This is a genomic window from Ruegeria sp. CF1 (genome assembly GCF_056537445.1).
Genome location: NZ_JBQFRN010000003.1, coordinates 311,525 through 337,740, shown reverse-complemented (window position 1 = coordinate 337,740; position 26,216 = coordinate 311,525). Strand labels below are relative to the sequence as shown.

Here is a 26,216-nt window from a genome sequence, read left to right as displayed (position 1 = left end):
CACTTTTGTGCGGATCTTAACGAAAACAGGTGGGTCAATTTTATTCGCTCATAACCCACCTAAGTGGGTCAATTTTGCATGCCGATTCACAGCTTGCGGTACTGTGCGGATGCTTCTGTCGCCGCCAGTCGCGCCGGTCTTCCGTGCAAGTCCGCTCTCAAGAAACGCCCTTGCTTCCTTCATCGTATCAAACGACTTGTAGGAATAGCCGCACTTCGCGGCGCTGTTCGGATAGCGAACCTGATAGGTCGTTCCTTTCTTACCTGTTCTTTTTCTTATGTCGGACATTAATTCCTTCTGCTGCTCAAATTTTTTGGATCAAACAATCTATCAATATTTGCTGGTGTTTTCAGCATCTATTTGCGCTTCGCGATAAATTCTCACAAGCGTTCCCTTTTCTATTCGTAGCTTGCCGTCGATGGGGTCGACAAAAAACGGCAGCTTGCGATTGCCTCGTGCATCTTTCTCGGCAGCGCGTTGCATCTGTCGCTCGTTGAGATCGATGCCCATCTCATTCAGGACGGTACGGGCTTCTTCGAGTCCGATATAGCAGGGGTTAGGGATGGGAGGTTTCATGGCATAGCTCCTTATCTTGGGTGCATGCGCGCGGATCAGAGATCGTAGTCTTTGCAGGCGGGGCGATAGTGGTGCGTGTCCATGTAGAAGATGCGACCGCCGCCGGGTCTGCGGACCTGGTACTCTTCTCCATATTCGTTGGTCACGAACAGCTTGAGACGACAAGCCTTCACGTAGTGGACATTGTAGATGTCCTTGAGGGCGTTGATGTCTTCGATCATCGCGTCTTTCAGCTCGTCAATGCTGATGGTGCCGAGCTCCTTATAGGAGACGAGCAGACCTTTAGGCTCGAACGAGCCTTTGCGCGTAGTCATGGCGATTTCCAAATGAATAAACAAATCCGCTGCTTTTGCAGTTCTCCTTATACTTTCATTTTACCAATTTCAGCGCTTTCCCGTCAAACTTGCGAACCGCGCTATCCCTTGTTGGAAGCGGGTTAGCGGCGAATTCTTCTGCCGTTCTGACGGTCTCTGACGCTTCCTGACTTGCGCGATTCCTTCTCCTTTCCTTTGCCTGCCTTCAGCCTGCCGCCCATCAGCGGACCTTTCCCTGCTGATGATGTGTGGGGCGGTCAAGAAAGGCCGTGATGGGCACGGCCTCGCAAGACAAAGGAGAGGATCATGACTAAGCTCTTCACACAGGCCGTCCTGCAAGGCCGCAGCGTCAGCGAACTTCGCGCGCTGTTCGCTTCCGTCCAGCAAGAGCTGGTACGCAGCGATGCGGGATCGCAAGATCGCAGCATCGCGCTGCGCAATCTTGAGACCATCAGTCTCACGCTTGCCCGCAAGCATGCCGGTCCACGGCTCTAAGTTCTAATCCCGTGATCACGCGTTGGTCACGGGAACCTTCCTGTCTGCCGTGACCAATTCGAGATCACGCAATTGGCGCGGGAAGCCCCTTATTGTTCAGTCATGCAAATTCCGCGCGACATATCGGCTGCGCATGCAAAGCCCGAGAAGCTGCTCTACAGCTATGAAGAGGCAGCCTACGCGCTTGGGATGACGCGCGGCGCGCTCCGCGACCTTGTCTACAAAGGACGCGGGCCGGTGACAGTGAGCATTGGCAGGCGCGTGTTCTTTGCAAAAGATGACCTGATCGCTTTCATCGACCTTCATCGCGACGGACCACTCGCCTAGCCGGACTTGCCCTCTTCAAGCTTGGCAAGTTCGTCTGCCAGATGATCGGGCCGGAGATTGGCATAACGCTTCAGGCTCTTCGGGTCCTTGTGACCGGAGATTGCCATCACTGCCATATCGGACCATCCCGCTTCAAAGAGTGAAGACACCCGCTCGTGGCGTGTGTCGTGGAAGCGGAAATGCATCAGATCGGCACGCTTGCGCGCGCGGCGGAAGGCGAGCTTGAACGCGTTCTCGCTCATCGGGAAGACGCGTTCGTCAATGCTGCGTGGCAAAGAGTCCAGCACTGCGATGGCACAGGGTGAGAGCGGTACGGTATGGTCGATGATCTTGTCGGGCGTACGGCTGTTCTTCACACCGCGAAAAACCAGCTTGCGGGCTTTCAGATCGACATCATTCCATTTGAGGTTAAGCAAGCTGCCGCGCCTTCCGCCGGTCTCAAAGCCGAGCTCGACGAAGGGGCGCAGCCACGGATTTCGAGCGTCGCCGCACGCCTCTAGCAGTCGTTGTTTTTCTTCGGGTGTGAGCCGGACATCTCGCTCGTCATTGACCACAGGGCGGGTGACATCTTCTGCGTTGAGCGGATTGACGATCAGTCCGAGGCGACGTTTGCGGTGGTCGATCACACGCTTGAGCGTGGACAGCTCGCGTTTGACCGTACCTGCAGCAATAGGCTTGCCGCTCTTGTGGGTCGTGGCCAGCCGCTTGTCGCGGTAGGCCTCGAATTGCTCGGGAGTCAGATTGGCGACGGCGTGCGCGCAAAGTTCTTTCTCTTCACGCATGAAGCGTTCCAGCCTTTTGCGCTCTGCGTAGCGTGACGACTTGCCTGGCCGCCTGTCCGTGACCTCGCGCAGATAGATCTCGATCAGATCGCGCAATGTGGTGCGCTGGCTGGGTGTCCTGTCAACAAAATGACCGCTGGCCATTTCGGACTCTATCTTGTGCGCCCATGCTTCGGCGAGTTTTTTGGTCTTGAAGGTGCCGGACTTGGCAGGCCAGCCTTTGCGACGAATCTTCGCCTGCCATTGTCCGTCGCCGCGTTTGGTGAAGCTTGCCATGCCGCATGCCCGCCCGAGTGTCCCAAAATTGTCCCGAGCAGTATATACGGAAAAAGAAAAAGCCCCAAACGGGGCCTTAAGCTTTTGATTTTATTGGTCGGAGTGAGAGGATTCGAACCTCCGACCCCTGCCTCCCGAAGACAGTGCTCTACCAGGCTGAGCTACACTCCGACCGTGGCGCGTGATCTATACCTCGTCATATTGATGTGCAAGAGGGATTTTGGGCGTACACACATATGTCGTCGCTGGATTCGAGGGGTGATTGAAACCGTTCTCCTGATCTGCGATTTCGCTGAGTTACTGCAACGGATTTGTTCGATACAGTCGGATTTTTGTTCCGCCGTGATCAACGATTGGGCCGGGGGGAAGCATTGGCAATCGCGTTGCGCGGGCAAGTCCGGGTGTGGTGGTGATGATGCCCACACGCCATCGTTGGAAACGACTGGATAATACCTTGCCTAAACTGCCATAGAGCGACCGCAGGCGCTTTTCATCACCGATGCGTGCCCCGTAGGGCGGATTGACGATGACCAGCCCAGCTGGGCCTTCTGGTGGTTTGATGTCACTGACCGAGCAGTGCTGAAATCGGGTGGCATGATCCACATGTGCTTGCTGGGCGTTGGAGCGGGAAGCCTCAATCGCGCCTGCATTACGATCTGAGCCATAGAACCTGAGCTCTGTTTCGGGCGGATCGGTTTGGGCGCGCATATCTTGCCAGACATCTGGATCGAAGCTTGCCAAATCTTCGAATGCGAACTGACGTGAGCGGCCTGGGGGCAGACCAAGTGCAATTTCAGCCGCTTCGATAACGAATGTTCCAGAGCCACACATCGGGTCCAGAACCGGTTCAGACCCGTCAAACCCACACTCACGCAGGAACATCGAAGCCATTGTTTCCCGCATCGGGGCCTTGGCGACTGCAGGCTTATGACCGCGCTTGTGCAAGGGCTCGCCGGATGTGTCGACGGAGATCGTGCATATGTCTTTTTCGATTCTTAGCAGCACACGGACTTTGCCATCGGGTGAGACTGAGGTGCCGAGCCCCTCGGATATGGCTTGTTCGATGCGCTGTCGCGCCGCTCCCGCATGATAGATACGAGATTTGCGGCAGGTTGCTTCGACCTTCACGGGAATGTCTGGACTGAGATAACTCGCCCACGGAAATTTTCGGGCGCGCTTGTCCAATTGCGCCAAATGCACGGCGGGGAAACTGCCCAGTCGCACCAGAACCTTGTTGGCACCGCGCAATTCCAGATTGGCGCGCCAGACTTCCGGCCAATCGCCACGGCACACAACACCACCTGGAACGATCCTGGCGCCTGAGAATCCGCGCTCGATGACCTCGGCACACAAAGGCGTTTCGAGCCCTGGAGTGGCAATCAGAAAAATCTCGAATTTATCATTGTTGTCCATTGTGGTTGCTTACACCGGTTGATCAGCCTGTGCGACACGCAAATTAAATGGGCAAATTGTTCTGAACGACCGTAAGCTCAAAAGAATGTGACATTCCTTTTCGATTTTGGGCGGTAACAGGTTTGCGTTTGCACTCATCCCCGCGTAAAGGAGCCGTGATCGGAAATACGCCTGCGGATTCTGGTCGGATAATGGCGCTTTCGCGACCGGACAGACGGGAAATTTCGTGTTATTTCCTGGCATCATTGTAAGATGGCGCGCAGCAGGCGCAGGACAAAGGCTTGGAAGAACGTAGCAACATGCAAACTTTCAAACTAAAAAAAGGGTTGGATTTGCCGGTTGAAGGCGCGCCCGAACAGAAAATCCAGCCGGGGCCTGAATTCTCGTCGGTTGCCGTTCTGGGCAGTGATTATATCGGATTAAAGCCCAAGATGCTGGTGCAAGAGGGCGACGCGGTCCAGCGAGGAACGCCGTTGTTCTGCCACAAGGATGCGCCCGACGCGATGATGGTCGCGCCGCTGACTGGCAAAGTCGTGGCAATTAATCGCGGGGCGCGACGTGTATTGCAGAGCGTGGTGATCGAGGTTTCGGATGCCAATGACGCCGGCATAGATTTCTCGGGCACCGGCGATGCCGAGACTGCCGAAGGTGTCACGGCTAAGCTCTGCGCGGCCGGGCTGTGGACTTCTTTCCGGACACGTCCTTATTCAAAGATGCCCGAACCAGGCTCCAAGCCTACAGCAATCTTCGTGACAGCCATGGACAGCGATCCACTGGCAGGTGATGCGGCATTGGTTATTGCGGATGCGGGCGAGGCATTTGCGGCTGGTCTCGCAGCTGTCTCAAACCTGACCAACGGCAAGACTTATCTGTGCCAGCAAGAGGGGGCATCCATCCCCGGTTCCGATCTGCCAGGTATCGAAGCGGCTGCGTTTTCCGGCCCACACCCCTCGGGCCTTGCTGGAACTCATATTCACTTCCTTGAGCCGCTGGGAGGGGACAAGCAGGTTTGGACCATTGGCTACCAGGACGTGATCGCGATCGGTCGTCTGATGCAGACCGGTCATCTGGATTCAAACATCGTGATTGCTTTGTCTGGACCGGGCGCGCGCCAGCCGCGCCTGATCCGCACCGTGATGGGCGCGTCGACGGATGACCTGACCCGGGATGAAGTGAACGTCGACGGGATCGCGCGGATCATCTCGGGGTCGATCTTGTCGGGGCAGCATGCCGATGGTCCGACCGCCTATCTGGGCCGTTTTGCGCGCCAGATCAGCATTATTCGCGAAGATCATGATCAGCACACACTGGGCTGGATTCTTCCTATGCCTTCGAAATATGCGGTACAGCCTGTTTTGGGATCGGCTTTTGCCAAGAAGCTCTATTCATTCACGTCTAACCTGAATGGTGGTCGCCGCGCGATGGTGCCGACGGGTGTATTCGAAGAGCTTATGCCCCAGGATTATCTGCCGACGCAATTGCTGCGGGCGCTATTGGTGATGGACACCGACACCGCGCAGGCGCTGGGTGCACTGGAACTGGACGAAGAAGACCTGGGCCTTGTGGGCTTTGCCTGCCCTGCGAAATATGAATATGGGCTGGCGCTGCGCGACTGCCTCACCAAGATTGAAAAGGAGGGCTGATCCACATGGGTTTGCGCAGCTTCTTCGATCGGATCGAGCCGAACTTTACCAAGGGCGGCAAGTACGAAAAATATTTCCCCATCTACGAGATGGTGGAAAGTTTTATCTACACTCCGAAAACCGTCACGACCGTCGCGCCGCATGCGCGCTCTTACGTGGATATGAAGCGGATCATGACCTATGTCGTGATTGCTACGATCCCCGCAATCCTCTGGGGGATGTATAACACTGGCTATCAGGCAAACTCGGCCATTGCTACGTTGGGAACGGATTCGGCAACAGGCTGGCGGATTGCGATCCTGCAGGTGTTCGGCATCTCGCTGAACCCTGACAGCATTTTCGCCAATGTGATGCATGGATTGATGTATTTCCTTCCGATCTACATTACCACACTGGTTGCGGGCGGTATTTTTGAGGTCATCTTCGCCACTGTGCGCGGCCATGAGGTCAACGAGGGTTTTCTAGTAACCTCGATGCTTTACACACTGATTATGCCTGCGACAGCGCCATTGTGGCAGGTCGCGTTAGGCATCATTTTCGGTGTCGTGATCGGTAAGGAAGTATTTGGCGGCACGGGCAAGAACTTCCTCAACCCAGCGCTGGTCGGACGCGCTTTCCTATATTTCGCCTATCCCGCGCAAATGTCGGGGGATTCAGTCTGGACCCCGGTGGATGGATTTTCCGGTGCGACTGCATTGGGCATCTCCGCTGCTGAAGGCGTTCAGGCACTGGCCGCCGACGGGATCACCTGGGCCAATGCGTTCTTCGGGCAAATTCAGGGTAGCTTTGGAGAGACATCGACGCTGGCTTGCATGATCGGCCTGGCCTTCCTGCTGACGACCAAGATTGCCAATTATCGCCTGATTGTGGGCTGTCTTGCGGGCACCATAGGCTTCACGCTTCTGCTGAATCTGATCGGATCGGACACAAATCCGATGTTCGCGATGCCTTGGTACTGGCATATCGTTCTTGGGGGCTACGCCTTTGGTCTGGCGTTCATGGTAACTGAGCCCGTTTCGGCCAGTCACACCAATATGGGCCGCTACATCTATGGCGCGCTGATTGGTATCATGGTTGTGATGATCCGCGTCATTAACCCCGCTTTCCCAGAAGGTATGATGCTGGCAATCTTGTTCGGAAACGTTTTTGCGCCGCTGATCGACTATTTCGTCGTCCAGGCAAACATCAAACGGAGGGCGCGTCGCCATGTCTGATACGCAATCCAATGAACCCAAGGGAGCGATTGCCAAGTTTCTGGCTGCTTCGCCAGATTCGGTTGGCAAGACTATCTTTGTTGCCGTTGCCGTCTGCCTTGTAGCCTCGATGGTCGTGTCTGCTGCTGCGGTCAGCCTGCGCCCGGTGCAGGAAATCAACCGTTTGAAGGATAAGCAAGTCAACGTTCTGCAAGTTGCCGGCATCTACGAACCAGGCATTGATGTGACCGAGGCATTCGCTGCCTTTGAGCCGCATGTACTGGAATTGTCTACAGGTGAATTCGTTGACGATCAGTTCGACGCGACCACCTTTGATGATATCGCTGCTGCCAGCGATCCAGAACTGAGCGTCGCTTTGGACGATGACCCGGCTGGGATCGGGCGCAAGTCCAAGTACCGCGTGATTTATCTGCTGCGTGATGATGCAGGCGCGCTTGATAAGGTAATCCTGCCGCTGCACGGTTATGGCCTCTGGTCCACGCTTTATGGTTTCATCGCGCTGGAAAACAACGGCAACGATATCTACGGCCTGCAGTTCTATCAGCACGGTGAGACACCGGGCCTTGGCGCCGAGGTGGACAATCCTCGCTGGAAGGCGCTGTGGAATGGCAAAAAGCTGCGCGATGATGCAGGCGATCTGCAAATCACCGTTGCCAAGTCGCAGCCTGCGGCAGGCCCCGATTTCTATGTCGATGCGCTGGCTGGTGCCACGCTGACGTCGGTTGGTGTCGATAACCTGGTGAAATTCTGGATGGGCGACGCGGGCTACGCCCCGTTCCTGGCCAAACTGCAAGCAGGAGAGCTCTGATGTCTCAGACCAAGAAAGAGATGCTGGTCGACCCGCTTGTCGACAACAACCCGATCACGCTGCAGGTGCTGGGCATCTGTTCGGCGCTGGCGGTGACCTCGTCACTGCAGGTGTCTATGGTGATGGCGCTGGCGGTGATCTTCGTGACCTCGTTCTCGTCTTTCTTCATCTCGTGCCTGCGCAACCAGATCCCCGGCTCAATCCGGATCATCGTGCAGATGGTGATCATCGCCTCGCTGGTGATCCTGGTGGACCAGATCCTCAAGGCTTATGCGTTTGAGATTTCGAAAACCCTTTCGGTCTTTGTCGGCCTGATCATCACCAACTGTATCGTGATGGGCCGGGCCGAGGCCTTTGCCATGAAGAACCCCCCGGTCGCGTCCTTTATCGACGGCATGGGCAACGGCATGGGCTATGGTCTGATCCTGCTGCTGGTCGGCTTCATTCGTGAGCTGTTTGGCGCCGGGTCACTGTTCGGTGTCACCATTCTGGAGACCGTCAACAACGGCGGCTGGTATGTGCCCAACGGCATGCTGCTGCTGCCGCCGTCGGCTTTCTTCATCATCGGTCTGATCATCTGGGCCTTCCGCACATGGAAGCCGAACCAGGTGGAAGAGCGTGAATACAAAATCCAGCAGGTAGAGGCCCACTGATGGAAGGTCTGATTTCACTGGCCGTAAAGGCCATCTTTGTCGAAAACCTTGCGCTCAGCTTCTTTCTGGGGATGTGTACCTTCATCGCTGTTTCGAAGAAGATTTCAACTGCGCTGGGTCTGGGCATCTCGGTCATGGTGGTGCAGGCCATCACCGTGCCGGCGAATAATCTGCTGCTGAACTATCTGCTGAAACCAGGTGCGCTGGCTTGGGCAGGTTTCCCGGATGTGGACCTGACTTTCCTTGGACTGATCTCGTATATCGGCGTGATCGCAGCGATGGTTCAGATCCTAGAGATGGTGCTGGATAAGTACTTCCCCCCGCTCTACAACGCGCTTGGGATTTTCCTGCCGCTGATCACTGTAAACTGCGCCATTTTGGGTGGTTCACTGTTCATGGTGGAACGCGACTACAATTTTGCCGAAGCGGCGACTTACGGTCTGTCCTCTGGCTTTGGCTGGGCTCTGGCGATTACTGCGATGGCGGGTGTTCGGGAAAAGCTGAAGTATTCGGACATTCCCGATGGTCTGCAAGGCCTGGGCATCACTTTCATCACCGCTGGACTGATGGCGATGGCCTTCATGTCCTTCTCGGGCGTGAAACTGTAAGGAGGGCGGAATGGAAACCTTTGGCTTAGGTGTAGCCCTTTTCACCGTTATCGTTCTTGGTCTGGTTGCCATCATCATGGCGGCGCGGTCCAAGCTGGTTTCAACCGGTAACGTGAACATCACCATCAATGGTGAGAAAACAATCTCGGTCCCGGCGGGTGGCAAGCTGCTGCAGACGCTTGCGGCAGAGAAGCTATTCGTACCCTCCGCTTGTGGTGGTGGTGGCACCTGCGCGCAATGTCGCGTGCGCGTGCATTCCGGCGGTGGCTCGATCCTGCCGACCGAGGAAAGCCACATCACCAAGCGCGAGGCGTCTTGTGGTGACCGGCTATCCTGTCAGGTTGCAGTCAAGCAGGATATGGACATCGAAGTTCCCGAAGAGGTCTTCGGCGTCAAAAAATGGGAATGCACGGTGCGTTCGAACGAGAACGTAGCGACCTTCATCAAGGCTCTGACATTGGACCTCCCGGAAGGTGAGGACGTGAACTTCCGCGCTGGTGGTTACATCCAAATCGAAGCGCCTGCACACCAGCTCGCCTATACGGATTTCGACGTAGAAGAAGAATACCGCGAGGATTGGGATCGCTTCAATCTATGGCAGTACAAATCCGTCGTCGCCGAACCGATCGAACGCGCCTATTCCATGGCAAACTATCCGGATGAAAAAGGCATGATCATGCTGAACGTCCGCGTGGCTTCGCCCCCTCCTGGGTCCGAAGGTATCCCTCCGGGTCAGATGTCGTCGTATATTTTCAACCTGAAACCGGGCGACAAGGTCACAATCTCAGGTCCCTTTGGCGAGTTTTTTGCTCGCGAGACAGAAAAAGAGATGGTCTTCATCGGTGGTGGTGCTGGTATGGCCCCAATGCGCAGCCATATCTTTGACCAGCTCAAACGCCTTGAAAACCGCAACCGCAAGATCAGCTTCTGGTACGGCGCGCGGTCGAAGAAAGAGATGTTCTTTGTCGAAGACTTCGACACGCTGGCCAAGGAATTCGACAATTTCGAATGGCACGTTGCGTTGTCGGACGCCCAGCCCGAGGATGACTGGAAAGGCTACACTGGCTTTATCCACAACGTTTTGTTCGAGGAATATCTGAAGAACCACCCCGCACCCGAGGATTGCGAATACTACATGTGTGGTCCGCCAATCATGAACCAGTCGGTCATCAACATGCTGCTGGATCTGGGCGTGGACCGCGAAGACATCATGCTCGATGATTTCGGCGGATAAACAGCATCGGTCGGTTCCAACCCTTGGGACCGACCATTTTCATTTTTAGGTCTGATGTTGGGCAGGCTGCCAATATCAACGTCTGCATTTGGCGAATGCTGCTCCATATTTTTCCGCATTAGGCAGCAGGTCTTATGTTAACCGGATGGATCAAAAGGCTTATCGCATCTCAAACACCGTCTGATCAGCCGGTGAATCTGTATTCATTGGCGCCTACAGAAAAATTCTACGCAATCGGAGACATACATGGGAGGTTGGATCTTTTACAACGGCTCCTACCTGCGCTGGATAACGACTGTCCGGTGGTGTTTGTAGGCGACTATGTTGACCGGGGCGGATACAGCGCGCAGGTGTTGCGTCAGCTACACCACCTCGACACGAACCCTGAAACCCGGGCGATCTGCCTGAAAGGCAATCACGAAGATATGCTGCTTGGGTTTTTGTCTGATCCAACACGGATGGAGCGTGTCTGGCTGTATAATGGCGGTGCTCAGACTTTGGCTTCGTTTGGGCTTGCTGATATTGACCAGTCCAACCCGCAAGCCGTTGCCGAACAACTGCAGCAAGCGATGGGACAACCGCTTTTGGACTGGCTGCATGATCGGCCGCTGACCTGGACGAGCGGGAATGTAACGGTTGTTCATGCCGCGCTTGATCCTTCGCAGCCGGTCGATCGGCAACAGGACAGAACTTGCCTTTGGGGGCATCCTCAGTTCCGCAAGAAACGCCGGAAAGACGAGCAATGGGTGGTGCATGGCCATACCATCGTCGACGAAGCTCGGGTCGAGCATGATGTCATTTCGATTGATACAGGTGCGTTCATCACCGATCAGTTGACGGCTGCGGAAATCTCGCCTGGTTCTGTCCGATTTATCTCGACCGCGCACACCGGAATCGCGCGCGTATCGGTGTAAGTCGCTAGCCTACGATCATTTGCTTCATTCTAAGTGCTTCATATTCCAGTTCTTTCAAGCGGAAATGAACCACATCGCCAATGGTGATCACCCCGCGCAGATTTCCATCACTCAGTACGGGCATATGCCGGAACCGGCCTTCGGTCATGGTTTTCAGCACGTCGTTCAGATAATCTTCGGGGCTGCAGGTTTTTACCTCAGTCGTCATAAGATCAGCCACGGATTGGGGTAGGGTCTGGCCGGGCGTTTCCGCCATGCGGCGCACGATATCACGTTCGGAAAGGATACCCTGCAGGGCACCATTCTGATCTGTCACAACAACAGCCCCGATGCGTTTTTCGCGCAAGATATCCACGACCGAGTGAATCGTGTCGTTGGGCCGCACCGAAAAAACGGCATCCCCTTTACCTTCCATCAGTTTCGCAACCGTTGTCTGGGTATGCGACAGATTGGTCTCAACTGATTGACTGCGGGTTGTCGCCGCGGCCTTGTCGCCGCGTATCGGAGGCTGGTAAGAGCTTGGGGCCATGGGCGGTTTCCTCTTTCACCGGTATTGTCCTTACAACCTACCTTACCGCAGGGACCGGCCCTGTATAGGGTGCAATTTCGAAAACCGGCGTAACTTGGCCACTTCAAAAGGAAATTGCTTGTGAGCAACCTGTATCTGACGCCACCAGTTGCCGCGCTGATATTCTTTATCGTGGTGGTCTGCGGCCATAATTTTCGCATGGTTTGGAAACAGCAACCGGAAGGTTGGCAAAAGCGCGCTTGGCTGTTTGGCATCCCGGCAGCAATCGGACTTTTCACATTGGCGTTTTTGCCGCTCAAGATTTGAGGCCGGTTTGACTCTGAACAGGCTCACTGGCATATGCCGGGCAAGAACACTCCCGGGAGATTGCACCATGCGCCCACTGATCGCACTGGCCTTACTTTTGACTGTTTCGGCCTGTTTGTTTGGCAAAGAACCGGATGTGGTGCGCCTGTCTGGCGAGACGATGGGAACCACGTTCAATATCACCGCAATCGGCGATGATTTAGACGAAGCAGCGCTGGGGCAAGCGGTTCAGGAGACCCTGGCGCAGGTCAATGCCAAGATGTCCAACTGGGACCCGAATTCCGAGGTCTCGACCTTCTCGGCCTCAGGCAGCACGGACCCCATGCAAGTGTCAGACGAATTTGCCTTCGTCATCGAGGCCGCAAATGAGGTTCACGAGAAATCCGGTGGTACGTTTGATGTTACCCTTGGTCCGCTGATCGAATTGTGGGGGTTTGGACCGCGAAAACCTGAAGACCCAATTCCGGCAGATGACGAGATCGCGACAGCGCTTGGGCAAGTGGGGCAAGCGCGGCTGTTAGACTTGGATCGCGGAGCGGGCACTATGGCCAAGTCAGATGCCGGAGTCGGGATCAACCTGTCTGCGATCGCCAAAGGCTATGGCATCGATGCGGTTGCCGCACAGCTGCGCGAGGCCGGGATCGAGAACTATATGGTCGAGATCGGTGGTGATCTGGTGACCATGGGCGCGAATGACAAAGGCGAAAGCTGGCGGATCGGGATCGAAAAACCCGAGACTGGCGCGCAATCAATCCAGTTGATCGTGCCGCTCGACAATCTGGGAATGGCGACCTCGGGTGATTACAAGAACTTCTTCGAACAGGACGGGGTGCGCTATTCGCATATCATTGACCCGACGACGGGCCGCCCGATTACTCATCGCACCACTTCGGTTACTGTTTTAGCAGACAACGCCATGATGGCGGATGCGTGGGCAACGGCGATGCTAGCATTGGGTCTGGAAAAGGGTCTGGAACTGGCCGAAGAGCATAAACTTGCCGTGTTCTTCATCTCTCGGGATGTGACAAGCGGAGAAGAAGCCTATATCACCGTACAAAGCAGCGCCTTCAAGGATGCGCTGGGGACCAACTGACCGGTAGGAACCGCTATGAGCACCTTTATTCTGGCCTTTTTCCTGTTGCTGATCGTCATGGTTGGCATGGCGCTGGGTGTGATGTTGATGGGCAAAACCATCAAAGGCAGCTGCGGTGGCCTGAACGCGATCTCGGGTGCCGATAAATGTGTGGTCTGCCAAAAGGATATCGATCCCGACAGCCCTCTGCGCGACCAGTTGCAGTGCAAGCGTGCGAAAAAGATGCTGCAACAGATGGAAGGCTAGGATAACCCTCTTGGCATGAACAAAGCCAAGAACGTCCTCTTCATCATGTTCGACCAATTGCGCTGGGACTATCTCAGCTGCTACGGGCATCCACATCTGCATACGCCAAATATTGACCGTCTCGCCTCGATGGGTGTGCGGTTCACGCGGGCCTACATCCAGTCTCCGATCTGCGGCAGTTCCCGTATGTCGACCTATACCGGCCGCTATGTGCATTCGCACGGCGCGTCATGGAACGGAATCCCGCTGAAAGTTGGTGAGGTCACCATGGGCGATCACTTGCGCAAGGCAGGGATGGATTGCTGGTTGGTTGGCAAGACTCATATGCGCGCAGACGCCGAGGGTATGGCTCGTTTGGGGCTTGAGCCCGACAGCCTGATCGGGGCACGCGTCGCTGAATGCGGGTTTGATGTCTTTGAGCGCGATGACGGGATGCGCCCCGAAGGGCCGGATGGGTTTTATGACCCGGATGGCGCCAAAAGGTACAACGAGTATCTGAAAGACAAAGGCTATGAGAGTGACAACCCCTGGCACGACTTCGCCAATTCGGGGCTGGATGAAGAGGGCAATGTGCTTTCGGGTTGGTTCCTGAAGAATTCGTCAGAGGCCGCGAATATCGCCGAGGAAGACAGCGAAACGCCTTATCTCACCTCTCGCGGCATGGAGTTCATTGAAAACCATGAGGGGCCGTGGTGCTGCCACCTCAGCTATATCAAACCGCATTGGCCCTATATTGTGCCAGAACCCTACGCCTCGATGTATGGTCCCGAACACGTTCTGCCTGTCATTCGGTCCGAAGCTGAACGGCAGAACGCTCATCCGGTGCTGAAAGCGTTCATAGATACGAAAATCGGCCAGACCTTCTCGCGTCAGGATGTACGCGAGGCCGTGATTCCAGCCTATATGGGCCTGATCAAGCAGGCTGACGACCAAATGGGGCGGCTGTTTGACTGGATGGAACAGACCGGACGAATGCAGGACACGATGATCGTGCTGACCTCGGACCACGGGGATTTTCTGGGCGATCACTGGATGGGAGAGAAGACCTTCTTCCATGACGCCTCGACCAAAATGCCGCTGATCATCTATGATCCATCGCCCGAGGCTGATGCCACGCGCGGCACCACATGCGATGCATTGGTCGAATCCATCGATCTAGCGCCTACGTTTTTAGACATCGCAGGCGGTGAACCTGCAGGGCACATTTTGGAGGGGCATTCATTGCTGCCCATCCTGCACGGTCAGGCCGAAAGCACTCCGCGCGATGTGGTGATTTGTGAGTACGACTACTCCGCATCCCCCATTGCGCAGACACTGAACGCCTCGGTTCGGGATGCGGTCATGTTCATGGTTGCAAACGAGAAATGGAAGCTGATCCATTGTGAAGGGGGCTATCGCCCGCTTTTGTTTGATCTAGAGAATGATCCGAGCGAGCTGACGGACCTGGGCGAAAGCGATGAACATGCAGACATCATCGCCGAGATGTATGATTACCTGTTCACCTGGACGCGGCGCCAGTCGCAGCGCACGACCCGGTCGGAAGAACAACTGCTAAACATGCGTGGATCAAGCCGAGGAACAGGCGTGGTGATCGGTATTTACGACGAAAACGAGATGCCGCTTGAGCTGACCGTTAAATACCGCAACCGCAAAGCGCGACCCTTTGGGGACTACAAGACAGATTAATTCTTCATTCGCGGCCCTAATGACGGTTCAACCTTGAGCGGGCAGGGGGTAGAAGACAGCAACGCCGCCTCAATCGGAGAGCTTTCATGACCGCCCCAAAGCCCGTTGTCCTTTGTATCCTTGATGGTTGGGGCCTATCCGACGACACCAAGGCCAATGCGCCTTATCTGGCAAATACGCCAACCTTTGATGCTCTCATGGCTGAAGGTCCTCATGCGCAACTGATAACGCACGGGCCGGATGTGGGTCTACCTAGTGGTCAGATGGGTAATTCCGAGGTTGGTCACACCAATATCGGGGCTGGGCGCGTGGTTGCGATGGATCTGGGGCAGATTGACCTAGCCATAGAAGACGGTTCTTTCTTTCACAATGAGGCGCTGCAGAGCTTCATCGCTAAGGTGAAAGCTGCAGGCGGGACAGCGCATCTGATGGGGCTGGTATCGGATGGGGGCGTGCACGGGCACCTGGATCACATCGTAGCTGCCGCCAAAGCGGCTACCGATGCGGGTGTGCCTGTGGCGCTACATGCGATCACCGACGGGCGCGATGTGGCCCCGAAATCGGCCTTTACCTACATCGCCGAACTCGAAGACCGGTTGCCCGATGGCGCAAAGGTCGTCACCGTCTGTGGGCGCTACTTTGCCATGGACCGCGATAATCGCTGGGAACGCGTCTCCGAGGCCTATGACGCAATAGTCAAAGGTCAGGGGCGCACCGTGGCCTCGGCCCATGAGGCCGTCGACCATGCCTACGCCCAATCCGAAACCGACGAGTTTATCGCGCCCACGGTTCTTGCTGGTTATTCCGGTATTAAGGACGGTGACGGGTTCTTTTGCCTGAACTTCCGCGCCGACCGTGCCCGAGAAATCCTGCGGGCAATTGGGGAGCCCGGTTTTGCCGAGTTCGACTCCGGTCCGCGCCCGCAGTTGTCGGCGTTACTGGGCATGGTTGAGTATTCCGATGGCCATAACGATTATATGACGACCGTATTTCCCAAGCGGGATATCGTGAACACGCTGGGCGAATGGGTTGCTAAGCAAGGCCTGCGCCAGTTCCGGCTGGCCGAAACCGAGAAGTACCCTCATGTCACTTTCTTCCTGAACGGTGGCAAAGAGCAGCCCGAGGGTGGCGAGGATCGCTTCATGCCCAAATCGCCCAAAGTGGCGACATATGATTTGCAGCCCGAGATGTCCTCGGCCGAAGTGACAGAAAAGTTCGTCGAGGCGATCCACGGCGGATATGATCTGATCGTCACCAACTACGCCAATCCAGATATGGTTGGTCATACCGGTGATCTGCAAGCTGCGATTGAAGCCTGTGAAGCTGTTGATCAAGGTCTGGGGCAGGTGGTTGCAGCGCTGAAGCAGGTCGGGGGTGCGATGATTGTGACCGCAGATCACGGTAATTGTGAAATGATGGTCGATCCGGAAACGGGCGGTCCACATACGGCGCATACGCTGAATCCCGTGCCTGTTGTTCTGGTCGGCGGCCCCGAATGGGCAAGCCTGCGCGATGGGCGCTTGGCCGATCTTGCTCCAACTTTGTTGCAGCTTATGGAATTGCCTAAACCCGTTGAAATGACAGGGGAAAGCTTGCTGACATGAGATTGCACCCGATCGTTGCTGCAGCGCTGGTTTGGGCCACCCCTGTCGTCGCCCAAACCAGCCCGTCAAAGGCGGCACTAGAAGCGGCCGAGATGCTGGAGCAAGCCTCGATCGCGTTGACTGAGGCCGAATCTGCCCGCGACCGGGTCAAAGCTCTGACCGAAACCATAAAAGCCTACGAGGCTGGTCTGAGCGCCATGCGCGACGGCCTGCGCCGCGCGGCCTTGCGCGAGGCGCAATTGACTGCAGAATTGCAGGTACAAGAGCAGGAGGTGGCGCAGCTGTTAGGTGTTCTGCAGACGATCGAAACCACCGCGCCTCCGGTACTTATGCTGCACCCGTCCGGCCCACTTGGGGCCGCGCGCACTGGTATGATGTTGTCCGAAGTCACGCCTGGGTTGAACGCGCAGGCTCAGGCGCTTGCAAACGAATTGCAAGAGGTACAGACGCTGCGACAGCTTCAACAAAACGCTGCCAATACGCTGACCGAAGGGTTGGAGGGTGTTCAGGATGCCCGCACGCAGCTTAGTGAGGCGATAGCGGACCGGACCGATCTGCCTCGCCGTTTCGTAGAAGATCCTGTGCGTACAGCGATCCTGATATCCTCGACCGAAACGCTGGATGGGTTTGCCAGTGGGTTATCCGAGATCACCGATGGTGAGATTGAAGATACAAATGCAGATGTCTCGGGCCGGAAAGGTCAAATCGCCTTGCCCGCACAAGGGGTCATGCTGCACTGGGCGGGCGAAACGGACGCAGCGGGGGTAACGCGCCCCGGGCTGGTGCTGGGCACGCGACCCCGCGCATTGGTCACCGCGCCAACGGCTGCCACGATCCGTTACCGCGGGCCCTTGCTGGATCTCGGGAATCTTGTGATCCTTGAACCCCAGCCCGGATTGCTATTCGTGTTCTCAGGTCTGCAAGAGGTATATGGTCTGACCGGGGAAGTGATACCCGAGGGTACTCCGGTAGGTTTGATGCCGGGTGAAACTCCGGAAATCGGCGCTATTATGTCAACAAGCGGTGATGGCACTGGAACTGACTGGTCAGAAACGCTCTATATAGAAGTAAGACAGGATAACAGCCCAGTGGACCCGGAATCATGGTTCCGGACGGACAAGGATGGATAAACGAGTATGAAGAAATTTGTGATGGCCGGACTGGCCGGCACCGTGGCAGGGATAGTCGCAACAACACAGATCGCAGGCCCTCTGCTTGCGCAAGAGGCCGAGAACAAGGCAAGTGTTTACGAACAACTTGATCTGTTCGGTGACATTTTCGAACGTATTCGCGCCCAGTATGTCGAAGAGGTAGAAACCGACGAGCTGATCGAGGCTGCGATTGACGGGATGCTGACCTCGCTAGACCCACATTCCAGCTACCTGTCGCCTGATGATGCCGAGCAGATGCGCGTGCAGACACGTGGCGAGTTTGGCGGGCTCGGTATCGAAGTCACGCAGGAAGAAGGCTTTGTCAAAGTTGTATCGCCCATCGATGACACCCCAGCGGATGCTGCTGGTATCGAAGCGGGCGATTTCATCACCCATGTGGATGGCGAGAGTATTTTGGGGCTGACGCTGGATAAAGCCGTGGACCTGATGCGCGGCCCGGTGGGATCGGAAATCGTGATCACAGTCGTGCGTGAAGGCGAGCAGGAGCCATTCGACGTGACGATCGTTCGCGACACGATCAAGCTGACCGCAGTTCGTGCACGTACCGAAGGTACAAGTGTCGTGTTGCGTGTCACGACCTTCAATGACCAAACCTATCCGAACCTCAAGGAAGGACTGGAAGAACAGATCGAAGAGGCCGGAGGCATCGAAAACGTCAATGGCATCGTTCTGGATCTGCGTAACAATCCGGGCGGGCTATTGACACAGGCCATTAAGGTCTCTGACGCGTTCCTGGATGAGGGCGAAATCGTCTCGACCCGGGGTCGCAATCTCGAAGATGGTGAGCGATTCAACGCAACACCCGGCGATCTGACCGGAGGCAAGCCCATCGTTGTGCTGATCAACGGTGGTTCGGCCTCGGCGTCGGAAATTGTCGCGGGCGCCTTGCAGGATCACAATCGCGCCATCGTGGTTGGTACTAAGAGCTTCGGCAAGGGATCGGTGCAGACGGTCATGCCGCTTCGGGGTGACGGGGCTATGCGTCTGACAACCTCTCGCTACTACACGCCCTCGGGTCGTTCGATTCAGGCGCTTGGCGTCAGCCCGGACATCATCGTCGAACAACCACGCAACAACCCGGTTGACGAGGAAGAGGAAGATACAAACACCCGCACCCGGTCCGAGGCCGATCTGCGCGGCAGCCTGAATAATGACAGCCTCAGCGAGGACGAGATTCGCCAGATTGAAGAGGATCGCGCCAAAGCTGAAGCCACCGCAGAGCTGCGCGAAGAGGATTATCAACTGGCATATGCCATCGATATCCTCAAAGGCCTGTCCGCATTCAATCCGACTGGACCGTCACAATAAAGGGTAGGGGCCGCCACCAGCGGCCCCATACTTACACCTGTACGGGTTACCCTTCGACCTTGTGCAGCTTTTTCTCATCCAGCATCAGCGCTAGGACGATTCCAGCAGCGACTGAGATCGTGGCGAATACAAAAGCCATATTCATTCCGGTATCAAAGGCCGCCGCAATGGCGGCCTGAACCTTTTCAGTTTCACCTGAATTCAACTTTTCAAGCACTGCTTTTGCCGAGTCTGTGTTCAGCGTTCCACCATTGATCGCTTTCTGATCAGCCTCGGACATGTTGATGCCTGACGCGGTCAATCGGGTTTTCAGGCTGGACAGGCTTGTCACATACATGACCGCCGTCGCACAGGCGACCGCGATTGCCCCATAGACAAGATGGGTCATGAAACTCAGGCCGCCAACCAGTCCGGCGCGTTCCGGCTTGACCGCGCATACAGCGGCTGTTCCCGAAGGCCCGACCGTCAGCGTTGCGCCCAAACCAATCAGCGCCATTCCGGGCAGAATCTGAAAATATCCGGTCCCGGAAGGCATGATGACAACGCTTGCCGCCCCGACTGTGGCGCAAATATACCCCCAAAACAGCAGTCGCTTGGGCCCAAAATCGTTATACAGCGTACCCGAGACGATTGATCCGACCGCTAGCAACACCGTCAGCGGTGCCAAACCCAGCGCCGATTGGAACACAGACCATCCCAAGACTTTTTGCATATACTGCGGAAAATAAAGCAGCCCGACAAAAGCTGCCGAGACGTTGAACATATTCAGACCCAAGGTAATCAGAAACTCTCGGTTCTGCATCAACTGAGGCATTAGCAAGGGTTCCTTGACCCTCTTTTCGACTTTCGGAAACAGGAAGAACAAAACGGCGCTGACAAAAAACAGCAGCAAAAGCGGCAGCGAAGTCCAGCCCCAATCGGCACCAACGTCCAAACCGTAAAGCAAGAGCAAAACTGCAAAAGACAGGATACCCATCCCGGCAAAGTCGATGTGTTCACCTTTCTTATGCTCGGTCTCACGCTCCATCAGCAGGATCGCAGTCGTCATCGAAATGCTGGAAAACACCACATTGGCGAGGAAAAACAACCGCCAATCACCCAGATTGACCACCGCGCCGCTAATCATCGGTCCAAAGACATTACCCGTGGTGACACCCGCCAGTATCAGCCCCATCACCAATGCGCGGTGTTCTTCTTTCGACACTTTGGTGGCTCCAAATGCAAGCGTGCAGGGCCACACGCATCCCGCCCCGATCCCCTGCAAGGCGCGTGCGCCGATCAGGTAGTCCAAACCGGGTGAGACAAAGCATAAAACCGACGCAAACAGAAAGATCGAAAGACCGATGATCATCATCTTGCGATGACCATACATGTCACCCAGGCGACCTCCGGCCACCATCGTCATTGCAAAGAACAGAGCGTAAATATTCAGAACCCACTGGGTGCTGGTGATGTCGGCGTCAAAGCTGTTTTCGATTGCCGGGACCAGCATCAGGGCACCGGTAAAATCGATCCCGATCCCGAAACCCGTCACCATCAGCGCGATGACCTTTATGATGCTGTTGCGATCCATAGGCCAATCCAATGATGCACGTATGGACCTGAAAAGATAGGGACAATCCTATCGGTACTGTGGTCAGGTTTCGCTTTGAGATGCCTGAGAGCGGCGGAACGCGCGCTTTAACATGTCCAACTCGGCGCGCAACAAAGCGACTTCGGCCCTCAGATCATCTGCGGCGGGTGAACCGGCGATGATGGTGAAATCCCCCAGCTTATGGCCTGTTGTTCCATCGTGAATCACGACAGTATGGACACCTTCCGACAGGGCGGCGGGCGGCACTGGGATGCGCAAGGCCCAGCCATCTTTTGCTGGTTCCAACTCCACATCAGTCAAAGGCTCACCAAGAAACAGCACCTTGATCTGAGGGGGGCTTTCGCTGGTCAAATGGCCTTCCCACAGGCCGTTTTCGAAGCGGATTGGTGTCAGGGTGGTATGAGACATTGAGTACCCTTTACAGATCGGCCCGGTGGTAACGGCAGAATGTCAGGTCACGAAACACCACACGGTTCATCGCGGGTTGATCAATGATCAGATCCAGCCAGAGTTTTTCAATTCGACGCTCATTCACGTTCAGATGGGTCAGATCAAAATCTACAGTCGCCGCAGGTATTGAAAGATCAAGTTCGCGCAGAACCTGCTCGGTATTAGGGCCATGCTGAATGTTCAGGCGGGCGAAGACAACAGTAGAACGCTCGCACTCAACCAGAGTGTCGACCCGCATCAGATGCTGGCGGGACAGATTTATGGCGGCATCCGTGGGCAGATCAATGGAAAGCGACAGGAAAGATCCCTGAAAATCAAATACCTCAACGGCCAGACTGAAAGGCGCCAAATCCTTGTCTCGCCGATTTCGGATTTGCTGCAGCCCGATCTCGACCTGGCTGCAATCGTGAAACAGGATGACCTGCCCATCCATCCGCGCCTTGCGCGGGGCCGAGGCTATACCTTTGCGGATCAGTGGCGTCCGCCACAGGTCCGGTCGCCACGACCAATCCGTTCCCAGGGGTTTTGGAAACTGCGTCGCCCCAATCAAGGGTTGGATCAGGCGAGCATCAGCTTTTTGAATTGCTTGTTCAAGTTTGCCGCGCAACCGCCGGGCGTCATCACGTTGGCGGCGAAGCTCAGGCAGTGCGAGGTGGTCAGACTGCTGCGCGGCACGCTGCCAGCGCCCCAGAGCCTTTAGTTGAATATATCGATCCAGTAACCTGCCCATCGCCCCATCTTTCAAGACAGCCTCTCTTTAGTCAAAGTCGGGGCAGGGGACAAACCAGTCTTACTTGATTAGCGGATAAATCTTCCCGAATCCTAAATGTGATCTCCTATCCAGCTGGTTTCTGCGTCGCAAAGAGCCGCCATTCTTGCAATAGCTCGGGCCGAGGCTTACCGTCGGCGCTCGGGCAATCGGCATTTGTCCCGGATCATGCAGGCTCATCATGAGGCAGGGGAATGGAACCCACCCTATTTTCATTCATATGGAAGCATTCGAAAAAACAGCAATTGGTCCTACTATTGCTGACCGTTCTGTCATTTCCGTTCCTTTACGCTTCGTTGGAGCTTCCCAAGCAGATCATCAACGACGCGATTGGTGCGCCCGCAGACACCGTGACAGTACTCGGTATCACCGTGACACAGGTGCAGTACCTGCTGATTCTGTGCTTTGCCTTTTTGGCAACTGTCATCGCCAGTGGCGTGATGAAAATGCGCATCAATACCATGAAAGGCATTCTCGCCGAGCGGATGTTGCGTCGCCTTCGCTTTACCTTGATCAGCCGCTCGATGCGCTTTCCCAAATCCTATTTCGCCACCACCAGCCAAGGTGAACTGGTATCGATGATCACGTCCGAGGCCGAACCCATGGGCGGGTTGATGGGAGATGCCATCGCGCAGCCCGTTTTTCAGTTCGGCCAGATGATGACGATCGTCACGTTTCTTTTCATGCAAAGCGTGTGGTTTGGTCTGGCCAGTATTGCATTGATCCCTTTGCAGGCCTGGCTGATTCCCAAATTGCAGCGTCAGATCAACCTTCTGAACAAGGATCGCATTCAGGAGGTCCGGCGGCTGAGCTCTGAGATTGGCGAAAGTGCTGCTGGTATCAGCGATCTGCGCACCAATGGCGGCTGGCGCTATCGTCTGGCGCAATTCAGCCATCGGCTAGGAACCTTGTTCGAGATCCGCTTTAAGATCTACAACAAGAAGTTCTTCATGAAGTTCCTCAACAATCTGATCACTCAGATGACACCCTTCCTGTTCTATTCAGTAGGCGGCTATCTGGCGATCACGGGCGAGGTGACGGTGGGCGCATTGGTCGCCGCGTTGGGTGCATATAAAGACCTCAGCGGCCCTTGGAAGGATCTTCTGACCTACTACAACCAGGTACAGGACATGTCACTGCGCTGGGAAATTGTGACCGAACGGTTTGCCCCATCGAATATGATACCCGAACAGTTGTTTGAGGGCGTCCCCGAGGCAATCCCGCACCTAACCGGCGATATCGAACTGCGCAACGTGACCGTTCGTGATGATGACGGCAAGACCATCCTTGAGGATATTGATCTTACCATTCCCCAAGGCGCTCGGGTTGCGATTCAGTCGAAACACGCTTCGGAACGCAGTGCGCTTGCGCAGTTGCTGACGCGCGAAGTGCTGCCGGTTCAAGGCGAGGTTCTGATGGCTGGCCACAACCTCAACAGCCTGCATCAGGCGGTGATTGCGGCGCGGATCGGCTATGCCTATTCACGCCCTTACCTGTTCGACGGAACATTGGGTGATAACCTGCTAATGCCGCTGCGCACGCATCCTCAACACGAAAGTGGTGCATTGCAGGCCCCCTCACGCCGCCAGATCGAAGCCGTGCGCGCCGGGAACCCACCCGATTCACTGTCCGATGAATGGATCGATCCAAGCCTCGCGGGTCTTGATGACATCGAGGATATTCGTGATTGGTGGTTCCAGCTTGTCGAAGCGATGGGCATTGATGAATTTATGTTCCGGCGCACTTTGCGCTCTCAGTTCGACCCGGAAGTACACCCGGTACTGGCGAAAGAAATAGTCGATCTGCGAGATACCGTTGCGACACGCCTGCAAGAGCGCGGGTTGGACAAGTATGTCTATCGGTTCGATCCTGACCAGTTCAATCCCGCCGTGCCCTTGGGCGGGAACCTGCTGTTCGCTTCACCGACGCATGATATCGCACCGGACATTCTGGCGGGGGACCACCGGTTTCTGTCGTTGCTTACGGGCAATGGCCTTGATGATGACGCGCTCAGCATCGCTCAGGCCGTTCTGGAAACCCTAAACCAGACTTTCGGGCGAGATGGGGCCGATCACCCATTGTTCTTGCGGCTTGGCATGTCAAAAGACATGTACCACCGTCTGCTCGATATCGAAGAGCGCCGCAAAACCAAGGGCGAGGAAGCCATCGGCGATCAGGAACGTGCGCTGCTGTTGACCGTCCCATTCATGCTGACCGCTGAACAAATCGGCCCGAGTTTCCCTGAGGAGTACAAGGACAAAATCCTTTCCATTCGTCACAGTCAGGCCGAACGGCTGCGGGGCGCTATGGGTGCGATGTTCGTGCCGGTGTCACCGGACGTCTACGTTCCCCGCCTGACAGCAATGGAAAACGCTCTGTATGGTCGGGTATCCATCATGGCTGGTGCTCATGCAGAAGAGATCGAAGATCTGGTCGCGGAGGTTCTGAACGAGGCCGGGCTGCGCCGAAGGGCCGCCGCGATCATCTACGACCTGCCGTCCGGGTTAGGTGGGAATAACCTTCCGACAGTGTTTCAGGAGCGTGCTGCCTTTTCTCGTGCCGGGATCAAACGCCCCGATATCCTGATACTCGACAAGGCACTGGCCAGCCACGACTCTGAAAGCCGCCTGCGGACCCGTCTGAAGCTGCGCGAGTTATTACCCGACTCGATTATGATCTTTATGGAGGATCATTTTGCCCATCCGGAAGCCTATGATTTGTTTGTTGAAATAAAGGACGGTCGCATCGATGGTGTCTCGCGCGTGTCCACCGATGCCGAAGATACCGGGACGGACGACCTGAGCCGGAAACTCAAGATCATTTCTTCTACCGAGTTGTTTTCACGAGTCGATGGGCGCAACCAGCGTCTTCTGGCGTTTTCGGCCCAATGGTACGAGGTCGCGGCAGGTCAAACCATTTTCGCACGTGGCCAGGCTCCCGATGCGGCGTATTTGTGTATTTCGGGTTCGGCGAGCCTGAATTGGCTGAATGAACACGGTGAAATGCGTTCGCTCTCGATAGTAGAACCCGGGCGCCTTATCGGCGATCTTGCGATTATCACCAATGAGCCGCGACAATTGGATTTGGTAGCCCTCACGGATTGCTCGTTCCTGCGGATCGGCGCGGAGGAATTGCGTGCTGTGATTGAAAGTGACGCGGGCGTTGCGATGAGGTTGCTTGAAACCGTGGCCGGATATTTGTCCACGGTGTCCGAGCGGTTGCGTGACCCCAACACTCCAATTGGGGATGACCTGCCTTCTGTAAGTGCTGAGCAATCCGATGAGCACTAACGAAAGGCGGGGTACCTATTCAAGTCATCAGCAATTACTAGGTGCCGCCCGCAGATATCCCGAGATATGGCGCTTGTTGGCTGGTCTTGCGCTGGTCTCAGTGGTTGTGGTCACGCTCAATGCAATCTTGTTCGCAATCGTTGCCAGTCTTGGCTCATCAGGGTCGGCGGTCACATTCTTGAATGGATCGTCGCCAACAGCGCTCCTTATTGTGCTCTCCAGCTTTATTTTTGTCACTATTGGCGTGGCGTTGGGGGCACGATTATTTCAGCACCGGTCACTTGCCTCGGTCCTGGGCGAACAATCCATCGCAATCTGGCAGTTTTGGCGCGTTGTTCGCGCATTGCTTCTGCTGGGTGCAGTCATATTCATACTCCCCCCCTATGACCTTGGTGCACCATTGGTGGCGAATCTCGCGTTAACCAAATGGCTTTTGCTGCTTCCCTTATCCGCTGTTGCGGTGCTGATTCAGACCAGCGCCGAGGAAATCCTGTTCCGAGGCTATATGCAACAGGGCCTCGCCGCGCGGTTTCGGTCTCCGCTGATCTGGATGGGTCTGCCATCAATCTTGTTCGCAGCTGGCCACTACAGCCCCGCGACGGTCGGAGACAATGCGGTCTTGATTGCCATCTGGGCGCTGACATTTGGGCTTTTGACCGCCGATCTGACCGCGCGAGCGGGTACGCTGGGCCCCGCCATTGCGCTGCATTTTTTCAATAACATCGCGGCTCTGCTTGTCATTTCGCTTCCCGACAACCTTGGTGGCCTGGCCTTGTTCCATCTTCCTTATGAGGCATCGGACGCCGAAGCGTTGCAACCTTGGTTGCTAGTCGACTTTGCGCTGATGATCGTGGGGTGGCTCACCGCAAGATTGGTCCTCAGGCGCTGATTGCATTTCCCGGCATTGCGTCT

Annotated in this window: 27 protein-coding genes and 1 tRNA gene; 18 read left to right on the top strand and 10 right to left on the bottom strand. The window is 55.8% G+C overall.

All coding sequences use genetic code 11. The features are described 5' to 3' along the window. Nucleotides 1-48 precede the first annotated feature (48 nt). The 3 genes from ACRZ96_RS09205 to ACRZ96_RS09195 are packed head-to-tail and all read right to left on the bottom strand — an operon-like array spanning nt 49 to nt 890. Complete coding sequence (locus ACRZ96_RS09205) at nt 49-288, bottom strand: hypothetical protein (RefSeq protein ID WP_480814416.1); 240 nt, start codon at nt 286-288, stop codon at nt 49-51. 42 nt (nt 289-330) lie between these two features. Beyond that, nucleotides 331-576: a hypothetical protein gene (locus tag ACRZ96_RS09200; RefSeq protein WP_480814415.1), complete on the bottom strand. Its 246-nt coding sequence runs from the start codon at nt 574-576 to the stop codon at nt 331-333. Between the two features lie 35 nt (nt 577-611). Then, a complete protein-coding gene (locus ACRZ96_RS09195) occupies nt 612-890 on the bottom strand; it encodes a hypothetical protein (protein WP_480814414.1) in 279 nt (92 codons plus the stop codon). A 306-nt stretch (nt 891-1,196) separates the two neighbouring features. On the opposite strand from ACRZ96_RS09195, the gene ACRZ96_RS09190 reads away from it, so the two are divergent. Beyond that, nucleotides 1,197-1,385, top strand: coding sequence for a hypothetical protein (locus tag ACRZ96_RS09190; RefSeq protein WP_480814413.1), 189 nt, complete (start codon nt 1,197-1,199; stop codon nt 1,383-1,385). Between the two features lie 102 nt (nt 1,386-1,487). Beyond that, complete coding sequence (locus ACRZ96_RS09185; protein ID WP_480814412.1) at nt 1,488-1,712, top strand: helix-turn-helix domain-containing protein; 225 nt, start codon at nt 1,488-1,490, stop codon at nt 1,710-1,712. On the opposite strand, the gene ACRZ96_RS09180 is transcribed toward ACRZ96_RS09185, so the two are convergent. From ACRZ96_RS09180 to ACRZ96_RS09170, 3 genes are all read right to left on the bottom strand, one after another. After that, the gene (locus ACRZ96_RS09180; protein ID WP_480814411.1) at nt 1,709-2,770 is read right to left on the bottom strand and encodes a tyrosine-type recombinase/integrase; all 1,062 of its coding nucleotides are present in this window, start codon (nt 2,768-2,770) and stop codon (nt 1,709-1,711) included. The two genes, ACRZ96_RS09185 and ACRZ96_RS09180, sit on opposite strands and share 4 nt — an antisense overlap. Nucleotides 2,771-2,864: 94 nt before the next feature. Continuing rightward, nucleotides 2,865-2,941 (bottom strand) — tRNA-Pro (locus ACRZ96_RS09175). 126 nt (nt 2,942-3,067) lie between these two features. Then, nucleotides 3,068-4,183: a THUMP domain-containing protein gene (locus ACRZ96_RS09170; protein WP_170511833.1), complete on the bottom strand. Its 1,116-nt coding sequence runs from the start codon at nt 4,181-4,183 to the stop codon at nt 3,068-3,070. 299 nt (nt 4,184-4,482) lie between these two features. Between ACRZ96_RS09170 and ACRZ96_RS09165 the strand changes: the two genes are divergently transcribed. The 7 genes from ACRZ96_RS09165 (at nt 4,483) to ACRZ96_RS09135 (ending at nt 11,257) form a co-directional block, all read left to right on the top strand. Then, nucleotides 4,483-5,826: a Na(+)-translocating NADH-quinone reductase subunit A gene (locus ACRZ96_RS09165; RefSeq protein ID WP_170422696.1), complete on the top strand. Its 1,344-nt coding sequence runs from the start codon at nt 4,483-4,485 to the stop codon at nt 5,824-5,826. Nucleotides 5,827-5,831: 5 nt separating this feature from the next. Continuing rightward, nucleotides 5,832-7,040, top strand: coding sequence for an NADH:ubiquinone reductase (Na(+)-transporting) subunit B (locus ACRZ96_RS09160; RefSeq protein WP_480706117.1), 1,209 nt, complete (start codon nt 5,832-5,834; stop codon nt 7,038-7,040). Beyond that, nucleotides 7,033-7,848: a Na(+)-translocating NADH-quinone reductase subunit C gene (locus ACRZ96_RS09155; protein WP_170393983.1), complete on the top strand. Its 816-nt coding sequence runs from the start codon at nt 7,033-7,035 to the stop codon at nt 7,846-7,848. Before ACRZ96_RS09160 ends, ACRZ96_RS09155 begins: the two co-directional genes overlap by 8 nt. After that, nucleotides 7,848-8,501, top strand: a complete 654-nt coding sequence (locus ACRZ96_RS09150) for an NADH:ubiquinone reductase (Na(+)-transporting) subunit D (protein WP_152460184.1) — start codon at nt 7,848-7,850, stop codon at nt 8,499-8,501. The genes ACRZ96_RS09155 and ACRZ96_RS09150 overlap by 1 nt, the downstream gene beginning before the upstream one ends. Continuing rightward, nucleotides 8,501-9,109 (top strand): NADH:ubiquinone reductase (Na(+)-transporting) subunit E, encoded by a 609-nt coding sequence (gene nqrE, locus ACRZ96_RS09145; RefSeq protein ID WP_050603817.1) that lies wholly within the window; start codon nt 8,501-8,503, stop codon nt 9,107-9,109. The genes ACRZ96_RS09150 and nqrE overlap by 1 nt, the downstream gene beginning before the upstream one ends. Before the next feature lie 10 nt (nt 9,110-9,119). Continuing rightward, nucleotides 9,120-10,343, top strand: a complete 1,224-nt coding sequence (gene nqrF / locus ACRZ96_RS09140) for an NADH:ubiquinone reductase (Na(+)-transporting) subunit F (protein WP_170393981.1) — start codon at nt 9,120-9,122, stop codon at nt 10,341-10,343. A gap of 134 nt (nt 10,344-10,477) precedes the next feature. After that, on the top strand, nt 10,478-11,257 hold the full coding sequence (locus tag ACRZ96_RS09135) for a metallophosphoesterase (RefSeq protein WP_480706119.1): 780 nt from the start codon (nt 10,478-10,480) through the stop codon (nt 11,255-11,257). A gap of 4 nt (nt 11,258-11,261) precedes the next feature. On the opposite strand, the gene ACRZ96_RS09130 is transcribed toward ACRZ96_RS09135, so the two are convergent. Beyond that, on the bottom strand, nt 11,262-11,786 hold the full coding sequence (locus ACRZ96_RS09130; RefSeq protein WP_480706121.1) for a CBS domain-containing protein: 525 nt from the start codon (nt 11,784-11,786) through the stop codon (nt 11,262-11,264). 120 nt (nt 11,787-11,906) lie between these two features. Between ACRZ96_RS09130 and ACRZ96_RS09125 the strand changes: the two genes are divergently transcribed. From ACRZ96_RS09125 to ACRZ96_RS09095, 7 genes are all read left to right on the top strand, one after another. Next, on the top strand, nt 11,907-12,092 hold the full coding sequence (locus ACRZ96_RS09125) for a hypothetical protein (RefSeq protein WP_480706123.1): 186 nt from the start codon (nt 11,907-11,909) through the stop codon (nt 12,090-12,092). Nucleotides 12,093-12,159: 67 nt separating this feature from the next. Then, complete coding sequence (locus ACRZ96_RS09120) at nt 12,160-13,185, top strand: FAD:protein FMN transferase (protein WP_480706125.1); 1,026 nt, start codon at nt 12,160-12,162, stop codon at nt 13,183-13,185. A gap of 15 nt (nt 13,186-13,200) precedes the next feature. Beyond that, nucleotides 13,201-13,431 (top strand): (Na+)-NQR maturation NqrM, encoded by a 231-nt coding sequence (nqrM, locus tag ACRZ96_RS09115; RefSeq protein WP_170393970.1) that lies wholly within the window; start codon nt 13,201-13,203, stop codon nt 13,429-13,431. A gap of 15 nt (nt 13,432-13,446) precedes the next feature. Further along, nucleotides 13,447-15,117 carry a sulfatase-like hydrolase/transferase gene (locus ACRZ96_RS09110; RefSeq protein WP_480706127.1) on the top strand — a complete coding sequence of 557 codons (1,671 nt, stop codon included), beginning with the start codon at nt 13,447-13,449 and terminating at the stop codon, nt 15,115-15,117. A gap of 86 nt (nt 15,118-15,203) precedes the next feature. Continuing rightward, nucleotides 15,204-16,721: a 2,3-bisphosphoglycerate-independent phosphoglycerate mutase gene (gene gpmI / locus ACRZ96_RS09105; RefSeq protein ID WP_480771772.1), complete on the top strand. Its 1,518-nt coding sequence runs from the start codon at nt 15,204-15,206 to the stop codon at nt 16,719-16,721. Beyond that, nucleotides 16,718-17,851: a murein hydrolase activator EnvC family protein gene (locus ACRZ96_RS09100; RefSeq protein ID WP_480706130.1), complete on the top strand. Its 1,134-nt coding sequence runs from the start codon at nt 16,718-16,720 to the stop codon at nt 17,849-17,851. Before gpmI ends, ACRZ96_RS09100 begins: the two co-directional genes overlap by 4 nt. A gap of 6 nt (nt 17,852-17,857) precedes the next feature. After that, nucleotides 17,858-19,201: a S41 family peptidase gene (locus ACRZ96_RS09095; protein ID WP_170393963.1), complete on the top strand. Its 1,344-nt coding sequence runs from the start codon at nt 17,858-17,860 to the stop codon at nt 19,199-19,201. A 46-nt stretch (nt 19,202-19,247) separates the two neighbouring features. Here the strand turns inward: ACRZ96_RS09095 and ACRZ96_RS09090 are convergent, their stop codons facing one another. The 3 genes from ACRZ96_RS09090 to ACRZ96_RS09080 all read right to left on the bottom strand — a co-directional run bounded on the left by ACRZ96_RS09090 (nt 19,248) and on the right by ACRZ96_RS09080 (nt 21,975). Next, nucleotides 19,248-20,774 carry an MFS transporter gene (locus tag ACRZ96_RS09090; RefSeq protein WP_170422711.1) on the bottom strand — a complete coding sequence of 509 codons (1,527 nt, stop codon included), beginning with the start codon at nt 20,772-20,774 and terminating at the stop codon, nt 19,248-19,250. A 63-nt stretch (nt 20,775-20,837) separates the two neighbouring features. Continuing rightward, the gene (locus tag ACRZ96_RS09085) at nt 20,838-21,203 is read right to left on the bottom strand and encodes a hypothetical protein (protein ID WP_480537106.1); all 366 of its coding nucleotides are present in this window, start codon (nt 21,201-21,203) and stop codon (nt 20,838-20,840) included. Nucleotides 21,204-21,213: 10 nt separating this feature from the next. Then, on the bottom strand, nt 21,214-21,975 hold the full coding sequence (locus tag ACRZ96_RS09080; RefSeq protein WP_480814410.1) for a DUF6478 family protein: 762 nt from the start codon (nt 21,973-21,975) through the stop codon (nt 21,214-21,216). A 233-nt stretch (nt 21,976-22,208) separates the two neighbouring features. On the opposite strand from ACRZ96_RS09080, the gene ACRZ96_RS09075 reads away from it, so the two are divergent. Both ACRZ96_RS09075 and ACRZ96_RS09070 read left to right on the top strand, forming a co-directional pair. Continuing rightward, the gene (locus ACRZ96_RS09075) at nt 22,209-25,304 is read left to right on the top strand and encodes an ABC transporter transmembrane domain-containing protein (protein WP_170407253.1); all 3,096 of its coding nucleotides are present in this window, start codon (nt 22,209-22,211) and stop codon (nt 25,302-25,304) included. Then, the gene (locus ACRZ96_RS09070) at nt 25,294-26,193 is read left to right on the top strand and encodes a CPBP family intramembrane glutamic endopeptidase (protein WP_480771773.1); all 900 of its coding nucleotides are present in this window, start codon (nt 25,294-25,296) and stop codon (nt 26,191-26,193) included. Before ACRZ96_RS09075 ends, ACRZ96_RS09070 begins: the two co-directional genes overlap by 11 nt. Nucleotides 26,194-26,216: the final 23 nt, after the last annotated feature.